The 14,183-nt window shown below is 54.8% G+C and carries 16 protein-coding genes and 1 other annotated feature; of the genes, 11 read left to right on the plus strand and 5 right to left on the minus strand.

What is annotated here, in order from left to right; all coding sequences use genetic code 11:
* Together NBA72_RS07905 and NBA72_RS07910 are read left to right on the plus strand one after the other, a co-directional pair.
* Nucleotides 1–423 (plus strand): tetratricopeptide repeat protein (locus NBA72_RS07905; protein ID WP_074139781.1); only part of this gene is annotated, 423 nt, incomplete at its 5' end.
* Between the two features lie 121 nt (nt 424–544).
* Entirely contained in the window at nt 545–1,771 is a 1,227-nt protein-coding gene (locus tag NBA72_RS07910; RefSeq protein WP_042948610.1) for a DUF3748 domain-containing protein, read from the plus strand.
* Between the two features lies 1 nt (nt 1,772).
* On the opposite strand, the gene NBA72_RS07915 is transcribed toward NBA72_RS07910, so the two are convergent.
* Nucleotides 1,773–2,105 carry a YceK/YidQ family lipoprotein gene (locus NBA72_RS07915; RefSeq protein WP_001581211.1) on the minus strand — a complete coding sequence of 111 codons (333 nt, stop codon included), beginning with the start codon at nt 2,103–2,105 and terminating at the stop codon, nt 1,773–1,775.
* A 242-nt stretch (nt 2,106–2,347) separates the two neighbouring features.
* Nucleotides 2,348–2,421 (plus strand) — a sequence feature (ROSE (Repression Of Heat Shock gene Expression) occurs in the 5'-region of heat shock genes and acts as an RNA thermometer to modulate expression.).
* On the opposite strand from NBA72_RS07915, the gene ibpA reads away from it, so the two are divergent.
* The 7 genes from ibpA to NBA72_RS07950 all read left to right on the plus strand — a co-directional run bounded on the left by ibpA (nt 2,415) and on the right by NBA72_RS07950 (nt 6,886).
* Nucleotides 2,415–2,828, plus strand: a complete 414-nt coding sequence (gene ibpA / locus NBA72_RS07920) for a small heat shock chaperone IbpA (RefSeq protein WP_001532742.1) — start codon at nt 2,415–2,417, stop codon at nt 2,826–2,828. It overlaps the preceding feature by 7 nt.
* 109 nt (nt 2,829–2,937) lie before the next feature.
* Complete coding sequence (ibpB, locus tag NBA72_RS07925; RefSeq protein WP_001246919.1) at nt 2,938–3,366, plus strand: small heat shock chaperone IbpB; 429 nt, start codon at nt 2,938–2,940, stop codon at nt 3,364–3,366.
* Between the two features lie 188 nt (nt 3,367–3,554).
* Nucleotides 3,555–5,216, plus strand: coding sequence for a putative transporter (locus tag NBA72_RS07930; protein ID WP_001279781.1), 1,662 nt, complete (start codon nt 3,555–3,557; stop codon nt 5,214–5,216).
* 6 nt (nt 5,217–5,222) lie between these two features.
* The gene (locus tag NBA72_RS07935) at nt 5,223–5,540 is read left to right on the plus strand and encodes a hypothetical protein (RefSeq protein WP_162888868.1); all 318 of its coding nucleotides are present in this window, start codon (nt 5,223–5,225) and stop codon (nt 5,538–5,540) included.
* Nucleotides 5,541–5,659: 119 nt separating this feature from the next.
* Nucleotides 5,660–6,007 (plus strand): YidH family protein, encoded by a 348-nt coding sequence (locus tag NBA72_RS07940; RefSeq protein WP_000703964.1) that lies wholly within the window; start codon nt 5,660–5,662, stop codon nt 6,005–6,007.
* A complete protein-coding gene (locus tag NBA72_RS07945; RefSeq protein ID WP_042948607.1) occupies nt 5,997–6,359 on the plus strand; it encodes a DUF202 domain-containing protein in 363 nt (120 codons plus the stop codon). Before NBA72_RS07940 ends, NBA72_RS07945 begins: the two co-directional genes overlap by 11 nt.
* A complete protein-coding gene (locus NBA72_RS07950) occupies nt 6,356–6,886 on the plus strand; it encodes a radical SAM protein (protein ID WP_000147833.1) in 531 nt (176 codons plus the stop codon). Before NBA72_RS07945 ends, NBA72_RS07950 begins: the two co-directional genes overlap by 4 nt.
* 81 nt (nt 6,887–6,967) lie before the next feature.
* On the opposite strand, the gene dsdA is transcribed toward NBA72_RS07950, so the two are convergent.
* Nucleotides 6,968–8,290, minus strand: a complete 1,323-nt coding sequence (gene dsdA / locus NBA72_RS07955; RefSeq protein ID WP_000427986.1) for a D-serine ammonia-lyase — start codon at nt 8,288–8,290, stop codon at nt 6,968–6,970.
* Nucleotides 8,291–8,307: 17 nt separating this feature from the next.
* A complete protein-coding gene (dsdX, locus tag NBA72_RS07960) occupies nt 8,308–9,645 on the minus strand; it encodes a D-serine transporter DsdX (RefSeq protein ID WP_000543317.1) in 1,338 nt (445 codons plus the stop codon).
* 225 nt (nt 9,646–9,870) lie between these two features.
* Here dsdX and dsdC point away from each other — a divergent pair, with 225 nt between their 5' ends.
* Both dsdC and NBA72_RS07970 read left to right on the plus strand, forming a co-directional pair.
* Nucleotides 9,871–10,794 (plus strand): DNA-binding transcriptional regulator DsdC, encoded by a 924-nt coding sequence (gene dsdC / locus NBA72_RS07965; protein ID WP_001541637.1) that lies wholly within the window; start codon nt 9,871–9,873, stop codon nt 10,792–10,794.
* Between the two features lie 63 nt (nt 10,795–10,857).
* Nucleotides 10,858–11,943, plus strand: coding sequence for a cellulase family glycosylhydrolase (locus NBA72_RS07970; RefSeq protein WP_042948604.1), 1,086 nt, complete (start codon nt 10,858–10,860; stop codon nt 11,941–11,943).
* Here the strand turns inward: NBA72_RS07970 and emrD are convergent.
* Nucleotides 11,870–13,054, minus strand: a complete 1,185-nt coding sequence (gene emrD, locus NBA72_RS07975; protein ID WP_042948603.1) for a multidrug efflux MFS transporter EmrD — start codon at nt 13,052–13,054, stop codon at nt 11,870–11,872. The two genes, NBA72_RS07970 and emrD, sit on opposite strands and share 74 nt — an antisense overlap.
* Nucleotides 13,055–13,256: 202 nt before the next feature.
* Nucleotides 13,257–14,117, minus strand: coding sequence for a DMT family transporter (locus NBA72_RS07980; RefSeq protein ID WP_001531658.1), 861 nt, complete (start codon nt 14,115–14,117; stop codon nt 13,257–13,259).
* Nucleotides 14,118–14,183 lie beyond the last annotated feature (66 nt).

The following is a 14,183-nucleotide window of genomic DNA, read 5'->3' on the forward strand; positions in this document are numbered from 1 at the left end:
ATGGCGCGGCTGGCGCTGGGGCTGCGCACCCGCCTGCAGAATGATGCCGGCAATGTTGAGGGCTGGCTCATGCTGGGGCGCACCGGTATGGTACTGGGTAATGCCGGTACCGCCACCGGGGCCTATGCGAACGCCTACCGCCTGGACCCGAAAAACAGCGATGCGGCGCTGGGCTATGCGGAGGCGCTGACGCGCTCGTCCGACCCGGAGGATAACCGCCGTGGCGGGGAGCTGCTGCGCCGGCTGGTGAGCCGCGACCACACGGATATCCGGGTGTTAAGCCTGTATGCGTTTAACGCCTTTGAGCAGCAGCGCTTTGGCGAGGCGGTGGCGGCCTGGGAGATGATGCTGAAACTGCTGCCGGCGGGTGACGCCCGGCGGGCGGTGATAGAGCGCAGTATCCGGCTGGCGCAGGAGAAATAAGACCCTGACGGCCCGGTGGCGTGACGCCATCGGGCCTGGCTATCCCAACGATACGCTAAAGCCTGAAAGTGAAGCCCGTGTGAAGTATGATGACGAGCATCGTCTCTTATCAGGACATCCTATGAAACAAATCACCTTTACGCCGCGCCATCACCAGCTTACCAACACCAATACCTGGACACCTGACAGCCAGTGGCTGGTCTTTGATGTGCGGCCTTCAGGCGCGTCATTTACGGGCAAGACTATTGAGCGTGTCAATGTGCATACCGGCGACGTGGCGGTGATTTATCGCGCCGTGCAGGGCGCGCATGTCGGTGTGGTGACGGTGCATCCTGCCGACAATCACTATGTGTTTATTCATGGCCCTGAAAACCCTGATGAGACGTGGCATTACGATTTCCACCACCGTCGGGGCGTTATTGCAACGCCGGGGGGCGTGACTAACCTCGATGCGATGGATATTACTGCGCCGTATACTCCCGGCGCGCTGCGCGGCGGCAGCCACGTCCATGTGTTTAGCCCGAACGGCGAGCTGGTGAGTTTTACCTATAATGACCACGTTCTGCATGAGCGAGATCCGGCGCTGGATCTACGTAATGTCGGCGTGGCCGTGCCGTATGGGCCGGTAACGGTGCCGGTTCAGCATCCGCGCGAATACAGCGGTAGCTACTGGTGCGTACTGGTTAGCCGCACGACGCCGGCGCCGAGACCTGGCAGCGATGACATTAACCGCGCCTATGAAGAGGGCTGGGTGGGCAACCGCCAGATCGCCTTTATTGGCGATACGCTGTCGCTGACGGGCCAAAAAGTCCCGGAGTTGTTTATTGTCGATTTACCGTGTCATGAAAACGGCTGGAAACAGGCAGGCGACACGCCGCTGACGGGAACCGAATCAACAATGCCATCGCCGCCGTTGGGCGTCGTTCAGCGGCGTCTTACCTTTACTCACCAGCGTGTTTATCCTGGACTCACTAACGAACCACGCCACTGGGTCCGCAGTAATCCGCAGGCGACGGCGATCGCCTTTTTGATGCGGGACGATAACGGCGTAGCGCAACTGTGGCTGATATCGCCTCAGGGAGGCGAGCCCCGGCAGTTAACGCATCATGCGACCGGCGTACAGTCAGCGTTTAACTGGCATCCGTCGGGTAAATGGCTGGGACTGGTGCTGGAAAACCGGATTGCCTGCTGCGACGCACAAAGTGGGAGGATCGACTTCTTAACCGCCAGGCACGACAACCCGCCGTCTGCGGACGCCGTCGTTTTTTCACCGGATGGGCGACACGTCGCATGGATGGAAGAGGTGAAAGGGTTCCGTCAGCTATGGGTGACGGAAACCGGGCGATAAATCAGGGAGGAGGCATCTTCGCCGGGGGGATGACGGCATTGGTCATTTTCGTCTCCTCCTCGCTTTTCTCGACGCGCGATCTTACCGAACTGTCTTTGCGGAAGATGTCCCACGGCAGAAGGATCGTATCCATCACGGCGGTAAACGGCATATCCAGGATGGCCAACGATTTTGTGCCCCAGTTTGTCTCATCGTTACCGATCATCGTAGCGCTGGCGCGCGTGCCAGGATAAGTACCCTCTTTACCGCCGGTGTGCGACATGACGCTTGAACAACCGCTTAATAAAAGCATCCCATTCCATATTATCAGCGTTAACCACACGTTTTTTATCATCACTCATTCATCTGTTGGTTGTCGTTATTTGCATGATGAGTTATAGCGATCCGTTGCTAAAAATAACATCACCAGTACGTGGCACTGTGGCGGTAATCGCACTTTAACAATCAGTGCTGTCCCAACCAGTCTATGCAATAGCCAATAAACTGCAAAAAAAAGTCGGATTAAAATACTTGAAAAGTACGTATTCAGACCCATTTATAAGACGTAGTGAATAGAAGGGCACGCCTGATGGGTGTTCTGGCAATCCTGGCCTGTCCATGATGGAAGGTCTGACATTCTCGCTGATTTCAGGAGTTTATGATTATGCGTAACTTTGATTTATCCCCGCTGTACCGTTCTGCCATTGGTTTTGACCGTCTGTTTAACCTGCTTGAAAATAACCAAAGCCAAAGTAATGGCGGCTACCCTCCGTACAACGTTGAGCTGGTAGACGAAAACCACTACCGCATCGCCATTGCCGTTGCCGGTTTCGCGGAAAGCGAACTGGAGATTACCGCCCAGGATAATTTACTGGTGGTAAAAGGCGCTCATGCGGACGAGCAGAAAGAACGTACTTACCTGTATCAGGGCATTGCCGAGCGTAACTTTGAGCGTAAGTTCCAGTTAGCGGAGAACATTCACGTTCGCGGCGCAAACCTGGTCAACGGGCTGCTGTATATCGAACTGGAGCGCGTGATTCCGGAAGCGAACAAACCGCGCCGTATCGAAATTAACTGATTCCGTCGGGTCGCGTTGCGCGGCCTGTCATCCCATGCTCGCCGTCAGGGAGCATATTCGCACGTAAAGTGTGAAGGTAAAAACTCGCTTCTTAGAAGGAGAAATGATTATGCGTAACTACGATTTATCCCCACTGCTGCGTCAATGGATCGGTTTTGACAAGCTGGCCAATGCGCTGCAAAACAGCGGCGAAAGCCAGAGCTTCCCGCCCTATAACATCGAAAAAAGCGACGATAACCATTATCGCATTACCTTAGCGTTAGCCGGTTTCCGTCAGGAAGATCTGGATATTCAACTGGAAGGCACGCGCCTGACGGTGAAAGGCACGCCGGAACAGCCGGAAAACGAGCCCAAATGGTTACATCAGGGCCTGGTCATGCAGCCTTTTAGCCTGAGCTTTACGCTGGCTGAAAATATGGAAGTTTCCGGCGCGACCTTTACCAACGGCCTGCTGCATATTGATTTAACCCGTAACGAGCCGGAAACCATTGCGCCGCAGCGTATCGCCATTAACGAACGCTCCGCATTAAATAGCTAATGAGCTCCTTGCCTTGCCCCGCCAGAGATGGCGGGGCTTTTTTGTGCCACGAAAAAGGGTAAGACGCTGCCGAAGTCAGGACGTCTGGGCGGTTTTGTAACATGAGAATGTGCGCCATGCTGTATATATGCCTTAACGGTTCAGTCATAATCCCTATAAATTGAAATGTTACTCACAGGGAAGAGAAGATGAGTGATATCGCATTGACGGTCAGCGTTCTGGCGTTGGTGGCGGTTGTCGGTTTATGGATCGGCAACATTAAAGTGCGCGGTGTCGGCTTTGGTATTGGCGGCGTTCTGTTCGGCGGTATTATCGTCGGCCACTTCGTCGATCAGGCTGGGGTGACGCTGAGCGGCGATATGCTGCACTTTATCCAGGAATTCGGCCTGATCCTTTTTGTTTATACCATCGGCATACAGGTGGGGCCGGGGTTTTTCGCCTCGCTGCGCGTCTCCGGGCTACGTCTGAATCTATTTGCCATTCTGATTGTGATTATGGGCGGGTTGGTCACCGCGATTCTGCATAAAATTTTCGCTATTCCGCTGCCGGTGGTGCTGGGGATTTTCTCCGGCGCAGTCACCAATACGCCTGCGTTAGGGGCGGGTCAGCAAATCCTGCGCGATCTGGGAACGCCAGTGGATCTGGTGGATCAGATGGGGATGAGCTATGCGATGGCGTATCCGTTTGGCATCTGCGGTATTTTGCTCACCATGTGGCTGATGCGGCTGATTTTTCGCGTTAACGTCGAGGCGGAGGCGCAGAAGCACGAATCCTCTCTCGCTAACGGCCATTCATTAATTCAGACAATGAATATCCGTGTCGAGAATCCGAACCTCAATAATATGGCTATCCAGGATGTGCCGATCCTGAACAGCGATAAAATCATTTGCTCACGCCTGAAACGCGACGACACGCTGATGGTGCCGTCGCCGGGGACGATTATCCAGGCAGGCGACCTGCTGCACCTCGTCGGCCAATCTACCGACCTGCATAACGCGCAACTGGTGATCGGTAAGGAAGTGGACACCTCGTTGTCGACGCGTGGCACGGATTTACGTGTCGAGCGTGTGGTCGTCACCAACGAAAAAGTGCTCGGCAAACGTATCCGCGATTTGCACTTTAAAGAGCGTTATGACGTGGTTATCTCCCGTCTTAACCGCGCGGGTGTTGAGCTGGTCGCCAGTAGCGACGCCAGCCTGCAGTTTGGCGACATTCTCAATCTGGTGGGGCGTCCAGCCTCGATTGATGCGGTAGCCAATGTGGTCGGCAACGCGCAGCAAAAACTCCAGCAGGTGCAGATGCTGCCGGTGTTTATCGGCATCGGATTAGGGGTTCTGCTTGGGTCAATCCCGTTGTTTGTGCCGGGATTCCCGGTCGCGTTAAAACTGGGGCTGGCCGGCGGGCCGCTGATCATGGCGCTAATTTTGGGGCGTATCGGCAGCATCGGTAAGCTGTACTGGTTTATGCCGCCGAGCGCCAACCTCGCGCTGCGTGAGTTAGGCATCGTTTTGTTTCTGGCGGTCGTTGGGCTGAAATCCGGCGGCGATTTTGTCGATACGCTGACGCAGGGCGAAGGATTAAGCTGGATTGGCTATGGTATTTTCATCACCGCTATTCCGCTGATTACCGTCGGTCTGCTGGCGCGGATTTTTGCCAAAATGAACTATCTGACGCTGTGCGGGATGCTGGCCGGTTCGATGACCGATCCGCCAGCGCTGGCATTTGCCAACAATCTTCATGCCACCAGCGGCGCGGCGGCGCTCTCTTACGCGACCGTCTATCCGTTAGTGATGTTCCTGCGTATTATCACGCCACAACTGCTGGCGGTGATTTTTTGGGGAATGGGTTAGCGCCTGATGGCGCGTTGCTTATCCAGCCTACGCACTGTGTTAAATCCAGGCTGGATAACGCGCGCCGCACCGGTCACACTTCTGCTCTTCTTCTTATCTCCTTCCTCAATGAACGTGCTAATCAGCGTAATGGCAACGAGCATAATTCCATTTTATTTCAGTTTGTTATCAATCTTCATCGCCTTTTTTTTCGTCGCGACGGGTGGTTTTTCAGCTTTTAATTCGGCAATAATGCCTTTCCTGGCGGTGGCGTTGAAAAAGGTCGCAACTGAAATGAAAAATAGCGGCAATGAGCGCGGTTGCGCCGAAACGCATCACCAGTGAACTACAGTTATTTTGCAATAAGATTCCCTTGCTGCGGGATAATGTGAAGCATATCAGCAACAACGTGAGTGGTATTCTGAAAACGAACGGGAATACATAAGAACGTAAAAGGAGTCGTCATGAAGATTTCCCGCCTCGGAGAAGCGCCGGATTATCGCTTCTCGCTGGCAAATGAGCGTACCTTTCTGGCGTGGATTCGCACCTCGCTGGGATTTCTGGCGGCAGGCGTCGGTCTTGATCAGCTCGCCCCGGATTTTGCCACGCCGGTGATCCGTGAACTGCTGGCGCTACTGTTGTGTCTGTTTGCGGGCGGCCTGGCGATTTATGGCTATCTACGCTGGTTACGTAATGAAAAAGCGATGCGTCTGAAAGAGGATTTGCCCTATACCCATAGCCTGTTGATCATCAGCGTTATTTTGATGATTGTCGCGGTGATAGTGATGGGGCTGGTACTGTATGCCGGATAGTCGTAAAGCCCGTCGGCAGAACGATCCGGGACTGCAACCGGAGCGTACGTCGCTGGCCTGGTTTCGCACGCTGCTGGGATACGGGGCGTTAATGGCGTTAGCCGTCAGGCACCACTGGCATCAGGCGGGGTTCTTGCTCTGGGTGTCAATCAGCGTTCTGGCGATAGTGGCGGTGATTCTTTGGCGTTATACCCTGAGTCGTAATTTGATGGATGTCGCGCATAGCGATTTTTCCGAAACTCATGTCGTGCGTGACAAATTTTTGATCTCCCTCGCGGTGTTGTCGCTCGCAATCCTGTTTGCTGTTACCCATATTCGCCAACTTATTGCATTTATCGGGAATTTTATATGACAGGACGTCAGGACATTGTCGTGAGTGATGACCAGATTCAGGTCGTCGTAAATCGCCAGAATAGCCAGCGCCCTCAGCAACTGTACCGTAACTTACAACGGCTCGGCATTCGCAATGTCCATTTTATCCCATTGTTGGAACATGACCGGAACGGAATGTTGACCGAGGATTCATTGTGTTCAGCAGACTGGGGGCGGTTTTTAAATAGCGTATTTGATATTTGGGTACGTGAAGATATTCAGCGTATCTCGGTTCGCCTTTTTGATGAGACGCTACAGCAGTGGTGCGGCGGCAGGAATGGTGCTAAAACGCCGGACAAGGCGCCGCTAAGCGCTGAATGTCAGAAGTGTTCTTTATTACGATTTTGCGGCGGCGGATGCCCTGAGCATCGGGATAGCCAGGGGAAAAATCAGCTTTGCGAGGGCTACCAGACCTTTTTTAACTACTCCTCGCCGCATATGCGGGTGATGCGGGATTTACTGAAACAGCATCGCTCGCCGGAGGAATTGATGGCGATGCTGCGTTAACGTCACAGGCCTGATAAGCGTAGCGCCATCAGGCGATGGCGTGCCGGATGGCGCTGCCGTCTTTCCGGCACTGAGCGAGTATTAGCGTCCTTTCGCCAGGTATTGTTCCATTTCATCCTCCGGCACCATGCCGCCCCCGGTTGCCCATACCAGATGCGTCGCGTTGCCGAGCTGCGTCTGACTGAATCCATGCCTTTGCTGATACGCGGCGGCGGCGCAAATGCGCTGTGGCCCGGCCATCCCCGCCAGAGCTGATGGCTCCAGTCGAATTCCTTCCTCCTGCGCCAGCCAGCCCAGCATGTCATACATTGTTTGATCGTCTAAGGTATAGAGGCCGTCAAGCAGACGCTCCATTGCCCGACCAACAAAGCCCGAAGCGCGACCTACCGCCAGGCCGTCAGCCGCCGTCAGGTTATCAATACCGATATCTTGTACTGAGATGGCATCGTGCAGACCGGTATAAACGCCGAGTAACATGCAGGGTGAATGGGTCGGTTCGGCAAAGAAACAGTGGACGTTATCGCCAAACGCCAGTTTCAGGCCAAAGGCGACGCCGCCAGGGCCGCCGCCAACGCCGCACGGTAGATAAACAAACAGTGGGTGACTGGCGTCGACGACGCGTCCCTGCTGCGCGAATTGCGCTTTCAGACGCTGACCCGCTACCGCATAGCCCAGAAATAGCGTGCGGGAGTTTTCATCATCGATAAAGAAACAGTTTGGATCGGATTGCGCTGCTTTTCGGCCCTGCTCAACCGCCACGCCGTAATCATCTTCGTATTCTACGACCGTCACGCCGTGGCTACGCAGCTTCGCTTTTTTCCAGGCGCGGGCGTCGGCAGACATATGTACCGTCACTTTAAAACCGATGCAGGCGCTCATGATACCGATCGATAGCCCCAGATTGCCGGTTGAACCGACGGCGATACTGTACTGGCTGAAGAATTGTTTAAATTCCGGCGAAAGCAACACGCTATAGTCATCGTCGGTGGTTAACAGACCCGCCTCCAGCGCCAGTTTTTCCGCGTGCGTTAGCACCTCGTAGATGCCGCCGCGCGCTTTAATGGAACCAGAGATTGCCAGGTGACTGTCTTTTTTTAACAGCATTTCACCGTCGATCGTTTGCCCATACTCTTTTTCCAGCCGCTTTTGCATGGCCGGAATAGCGACCACGTCAGATTCGATCATGCCGCCAGCGGCAGCGGTTTGCGGAAACGCTTTCGCCAGATATGGCGCAAAGCGCGCCAGACGGTCATGGGCGGCGTTTACGTCCTGCTCCGTCAGGCCGACATACGGTAGACCTTGTGCAAGAGAGGTGGCGCCCGGGTTAAACCAGGTGGTTTCTTTGAGGGCGACCAGATCCTCGACCAAAGGATACCGGGCGATGAGCTTTTGTATGTTTTCCATAGTACGTCTCTTTACGATCAGATGATAAAGGAAAGCAGGAATGTGCCAGCCAGTGCAACGACAGATGCGATAAACGTGGCCGTCGTATAGTATTTAAACGTTTCATTCAGCGTAGCGCCGCAATACTGCTTGACCAGCCAGAATAGGGAATCGGTCACGATCGTGCAGCCAATGGCGCCGGAACCAATGGCAATCGCAATGATCTCCGGGCTGACGTCAGGATAGAGCGGCAGCATGGGCGCAACAATCGCGGTGGCACCCATCATCGCCACCGTCGCAGAGCCGACCGCCGCGTGCAGAATCAGCGCTACCAGCCATGCCAGCAGAATCGGGTGCATATGCATATTTGAGAGGATCACCGCCAGCGTGTCCGCCAGCCCGCTACTTTTGAGAATGGCGTTGAACGCGCCGCCCGCGCCGATAATCAGCAGGATGTTCGCAATGGCGCCAAAGCCGTTTTCGGTGTGGGTAAGTAGCGCGCTCATCCCCATATGCTGGCGCAGACCGAGTATGTAATACGCCACAAAGACAGCGATAAACATCGCGGTGATCGGATTACCGATAAACTCCAGCAGCGTATACAACGTGCCGTCTTTCGCCATATTCAGTTCAGCGACGGTTTTCACCAGCATCAGGCCAATCGGCAGCAGAACGGTAAACAGCGTTGCGCCCAGCGACGGCAGGGTGTTTTCGGCGCGCACTTCAAGATCCGCAAACTCTGTCGGTACGGGCTTGAACGGCAGACGATTACCCAGAAACTTTAAGAACAGCGGGCCGCCGACCAATGAGGCCATCAGCCCGACCAGTAGACCGTAGACAATCACCGAGCCGATATCCGCCCCCAGTTTATTTGCGACAAACAGCGCAGCCGGATGCGGCGGTACCACGCAATGGACGGCCATCAGCGCGGTACACAGCGGAATGGCCAGCTTCAGCAGCGAGGTATGGGTCTTTTTAGCGATAGAAAACGCCAGTGGGATGAGCAACACGACGCCCACTTCCACGAACAACGTGATACCGCAAATCAGCCCCACCAGTACCATGATCACGTCAGCAGAGAGCCAGCGGCAGCGCTGGAGCGTAAGCCCGATGCGTTCCGCCGCGCCGGAAACTTCCATCATTTTGCCGAGGATGGTGCCAAGACCGATAACGGCGGCCAGAAAACCGAGCGTACCGCCTATTCCGTTTTCTATCGCCGTGACCATCTCCAGCGGCCCCATGCCCATCATCGCGCCGACAAAGAAACTGGCGAGCAGTAACGCCAGGAAGGGGTGGAATTTAAACTTCACGATGGTCAATACGATTAACACGATGCTGATCAGCAGCGTGCTCACTACCCAGATTTGAGCGTGCATATCTCACCTACCCTGTGATTAATCTGTTCTTATTGGACAGAAAAACAGCACCTCCTGACAAACGATATAATTTGCCATTCACATGATGTAAATTGAATCAACTATGTGATTTCCATCTAATATTGCCTTTATTTTGCGATATGGTTCATTTTGCTTCATCTATGTGCGGATTTTTTCAGCGTGTTTTTTTACACTTCGGGAAATTAAAAGATGACTGAGGTTGCCATGGAACCCCTTCGCGATACCCGAAACCGCTTACTCAACGGCTGGCAGTTATCCAAACTCTATACTTTTGAAGTCGCGGCCAGACACCAGTCCTTTGCTCTGGCGGCAGATGAGCTGTCGTTAAGCCCAAGTGCGGTAAGCCATCGTATCAATCAACTGGAAGCCGAGTTGGGAATCCAGCTATTTGTCCGCTCTCACCGTAAAGTGGAGCTTACCCATGAAGGCAAACGGGTATTCTGGGCGCTGAAATCGTCGCTGGATACGTTGAATCAGGAAATCCTCGATATCAAAAATCAGGAACTGTCTGGCACGCTAACCGTGTATTCACGTCCCTCTATCGCCCAGTGCTGGCTGGTGCCCGCGCTGGGGGACTTTACCCGTCGCTATCCGTCAATTTCTCTCACTATGCTGACCGGCAACGATAACGTTAACCTACAGCGTGCCGGCATTGACCTGGCTATCTATTTTGACGATGCGCCGTCGGCGCAGCTCACGCACCATTTTTTAATGGATGAGGCAATTTTGCCCGTTTGCAGCCCGGATTACGCCCGTCGTTTCGCCTTGCAGGACAACCTGAATAACTTGCGGCACTGTACGCTCTTACACGACAGACAGGCGTGGAGTAACGATTCTGGCACTGATGAGTGGCACAGTTGGGCGCAGCATTTTGCGGTAAATTTGCCGGATTCATCCGGCATTGGCTTCGATCGTTCTGATTTAGCGGTGATTGCTGCGATGAACCACATTGGCGTGGCGATGGGGCGTAAACGGCTGGTGCAAAAGCGTCTCGACAGCGGTGAACTGATTGCGCCTTTTGGTGACATGAGGCTGAAATGTCATCAGCATTATTATGTCACCACTCTGCCTGGCAGGCAGTGGCCGAAAATCGAGGCATTTATTCGCTGGTTGCAGGAACAGGTGTGAAGATTTATTACGCTTTGCCGCTACACCTGCCGGGAGTGAATATGCTAAATACGTGCTATCACCGTGGTAAAAATTTTAGGGGGCGTCGTGTTTAAACCGCTTATTGCCTCTCTCATGCTGACCAGCGCGGTCGTCTATGCGAAACCGATGCCTTTGACGGCGGCGCGCTATGCGCAGCAGCTTGGCGTTGGGATGGATGTTGACTGGGCGCGAACGGAACGGGGTATCCGCGAGTTTGATCCGCTGGTCGTGCGGGATTTTAAGGCAAAAGGGTTAACGCATGTCCGTATTCGTGTGGCAGGCGCGCCGACGGAAGCGCGCCTCATCCATTTGCGTAAGCTGGTAGAGGCCTGCGAATACTATGGCGTCATACCCATTATTGCCTATCAGGCGGATGCGTATAAAACCGATCCCAGCGCCAGCCATGAAAAGGAGCTGATCAACTGGTGGAGCGTGGTCGCGCGCTATTTTGGTCAGACATCCCCGCTTCTGGGGTTCGATCTCATTTATGAGCCTGCCGACAAACTCAATCATAATATGGCGTCGCTGAATCGCGTATATGACAAAACCATCCGCCTGATTCACGCCATTGACCCACAGCGGATGATTTTCGTTGCCCCCCGAATGCGCGCCGCGCCGGAGGATTTGTCGGCGCTTAAACTGCCGGCGCAAAGCCAGAACTATGTACTGGCGGAGTGGCACATCTTTCCGTGGGGCCCCCTGAAAAGCGGCGGTAAATATCCGTGGACATCAGGCACGGCGGCGGAAAAAGCGGCAATTCGGGCTCGGATTAACGCTGCGGTTCGCTGGCAGCATAAGACCGGCCATGCAAGCTGGGTGGGAGGATGGGCGCCGGGAGAGTCGATAAAAATCACGCCGGTCGCTTCACAGTTCGCGTTTGCCCATTTTATGGCCTGCGAGCTGAAAAAAGCGCATATTCCGTATGCGATAAACGCGGACACTCAGTTTTATGACGGCGAAGAAGGAGCGTGGCGTCCGGCGCAGGAGCCCCTGCTCAATGCGATGATCGCGCCGGAATGTGAAACGCCCGGCAAAAAGCCGGGCGAGGGGAACGTTAAACCGTCTGTCCCTGATGCGATATCCGTGACGCCAGCGGCAGCCAGCACGCCAGGATCAGCAATCCCATAAGGGTCATCAGCAATCCCAGACTGCCCTGACCGGTTTGCGGCAGCATTGCCGAAAGCCACGCCAGTACGCCGGAACCAATATTTTGCAGCCCGCCGACCAGCGCGCCAGCGGTGCCTGCGAGGAACGGAAACGGCTCCATCGCGCCGCTGGTGGCCAGTGGAAATAACATCCCGGCGCCGAAGAAAAACAGCGCAGCGGGGATGAGTAGCGTCCAGACGTTCATCACGCCAAACCAGCCGGGAATCCACATCATAAGGCCTGCCAGCAGACAGCAAATAACTGACTGCCACATCAGGTTTGAGAAGCGTTTATTCGGGCGTCCGGCAAACCAGGCGCCGAAGAACGCCGCCGGAATCGGCAGAATAAACAGAATGCTTACCACCATACTGCTGAGACCTAATACTGCCCCCATCAGCACGCCGGAACAGGCTTCAAAGACCGCAATGCCAGCCAGCCCGCCGATTAGCATCAGCAGGTAACAGTTAAATGCGCCGTTGCCAAACAGCGTTTTATAGCTGGCGATCAGCCGTGTGCGCGGCGCGCCGGCGGGGCGGGTTTCCGGCATCCAGCGCGCCATGCTGAAGGTGACGCCAGCGCAAAGCACCAGCAGGAAAGCGTAACACGCGCGCCAGTTCCACAGGGTGTCCAGCAGACCGCCAATCAGCGGCGCTAACAGCGGGCTGACCAGAATCCCCATATTTAACAGGCTATTGGCGTGACGAAGTTGCGTTCCTTCATACAGATCGCGCGGGAGCGTTCTCGCCATTACTCCGCCAACGCCGGTTCCCATCCCTTGCATGGCGCTGGCGGCAATCAACACCGTCAAACTATGCGTGGTCATGGCGATCAGGGTCGCTACCATAAAAATAGACATGCCGACGAGGATTACCGGGCGGCGCCCAACCCGGTCGGAAAGCGGGCCGTAAAACAGTTGCGAGACGCCGTAGGTCAGGAGGTAAGCAGCCATTACGCTCTGGACGGCGCCTTCCCGGACGTTTAGCGCTTGTGCCATATCGGCGATGGCGGGAATATAAATGGTTTGCGCCATCTGCCCTACGGCCACCAGTAACACCAACATCAACAACAAATTGACGTTTCTCTGCCTTTTCATTTCGCTGATTACTTTTCAAAAAAAGAAAAAATAAGAATAACTTGCTGCGCATTCCCATAAATGCGAGAGGAATCTATCACACCAGAAAAAGAAGGCCAGACAGCAACCAGCAATGGCAGACGAAGGAACGGCAGGATATGTAAACAAAAGCGGCAACAAATGTTGCCGAGAATGTGTTACGTCTGCGGCTGTTATTGGGCGATCATGACAGACGGAGTAAAATCGCCCCGAGGGCAATCCCGCCTGCCGCCACCAGACGTAGCCCGGCCACTTTCTCTTTAAGCAACAGCCAGGCTATCAGCGCGCCGAATAAAATCGACGTCTCACGCAGCGCGGCGACCACCGCCAGCGGCGCCTGAGTCATGGCCCATAGCGCCAGCCCATAAGATCCCATAGTGCCAATCCCGCCAAAAATGCCTTTTTTCCACTGTTGCGCCAGATAACGCGACGCTTCCCGCCGCCGCGCAATCATCGCCCAGGTTAACAGGCAGGCGCCGTTGAGAAAAAATGACCATAGCGTATAGCCCAGCGCCGTTTCGGAGAGTCTTACGCCGGTCCCGTCCACCAGCGTATATCCGGCAATAAAACAGGCGTTAGTTAATGCCAGCACGACACCACGTTGAGAGCTGGCGCGGCCATTACAGGCCATCCCAAGTATCGCCATGCAGATCACTGCGATGCCGACCCAGGCCATCGACGACAGGCTGTCGCCAAGAAACAGAACGCTAATGAGCGCCACCAGCAGCGGCGCGGTGCCGCGCATAAGAGGATAGGTCTGGCTCATGTCCGAGACCTGATAGGTTTTCGCCACCAGGACGGTATACACCACCTGGAGCGCGGTAGAGGCCGCTAAAAAAGGGATACTGGCGTGAGCTGGCTGCGGCGAGAAGGGCAAAAGGATCAATGCCATGACCGCCGCGGAACCGCTGACGCCGATCGCGGCGTAGAGCTTATCGTTTCCCGCTTTGACAATGGCGTTCCAGCTGGCATGTAGCAGCGCGGCGAACAGCAAAATGCAGAAAACGGAAAGGGTCATAGCGTCAGGCGTCGTTGAGGGTGTCATAAAAACGTAACATACCCGAGAAGCGAAAGACCAGCGGATAAGGTGAAAGGGGAGCGGTTGCCCGCT

The sequence above is a fragment of the Salmonella sp. NW1250 genome, assembly GCF_051812965.1.
Taxonomy (GTDB): Bacteria; Pseudomonadota; Gammaproteobacteria; order Enterobacterales; family Enterobacteriaceae; genus Salmonella; species Salmonella enterica.

Coding starts and splice junctions, on each gene's coding strand:
- NBA72_RS07910 (WP_042948610.1), top strand. CDS start 545: ATGAAACAAATCACCTTTACGCCGCGCCATCACCAGCTTACCAACACC.
- NBA72_RS07945 (WP_042948607.1), top strand. CDS start 5,997: ATGCCGGATAGTCGTAAAGCCCGTCGGCAGAACGATCCGGGACTGCAA.
- ibpB (WP_001246919.1), top strand. CDS start 2,938: ATGCGTAACTACGATTTATCCCCACTGCTGCGTCAATGGATCGGTTTT.
- NBA72_RS07935 (WP_162888868.1), top strand. CDS start 5,223: ATGGCGCGTTGCTTATCCAGCCTACGCACTGTGTTAAATCCAGGCTGG.
- NBA72_RS07915 (WP_001581211.1), bottom strand. CDS start 2,105: ATGATAAAAAACGTGTGGTTAACGCTGATAATATGGAATGGGATGCTT.
- NBA72_RS07930 (WP_001279781.1), top strand. CDS start 3,555: ATGAGTGATATCGCATTGACGGTCAGCGTTCTGGCGTTGGTGGCGGTT.
- NBA72_RS07980 (WP_001531658.1), bottom strand. CDS start 14,117: ATGACACCCTCAACGACGCCTGACGCTATGACCCTTTCCGTTTTCTGC.
- emrD (WP_042948603.1), bottom strand. CDS start 13,054: ATGAAAAGGCAGAGAAACGTCAATTTGTTGTTGATGTTGGTGTTACTG.
- ibpA (WP_001532742.1), top strand. CDS start 2,415: ATGCGTAACTTTGATTTATCCCCGCTGTACCGTTCTGCCATTGGTTTT.
- dsdX (WP_000543317.1), bottom strand. CDS start 9,645: ATGCACGCTCAAATCTGGGTAGTGAGCACGCTGCTGATCAGCATCGTG.
- dsdC (WP_001541637.1), top strand. CDS start 9,871: ATGGAACCCCTTCGCGATACCCGAAACCGCTTACTCAACGGCTGGCAG.
- dsdA (WP_000427986.1), bottom strand. CDS start 8,290: ATGGAAAACATACAAAAGCTCATCGCCCGGTATCCTTTGGTCGAGGAT.
- NBA72_RS07950 (WP_000147833.1), top strand. CDS start 6,356: ATGACAGGACGTCAGGACATTGTCGTGAGTGATGACCAGATTCAGGTC.
- NBA72_RS07940 (WP_000703964.1), top strand. CDS start 5,660: ATGAAGATTTCCCGCCTCGGAGAAGCGCCGGATTATCGCTTCTCGCTG.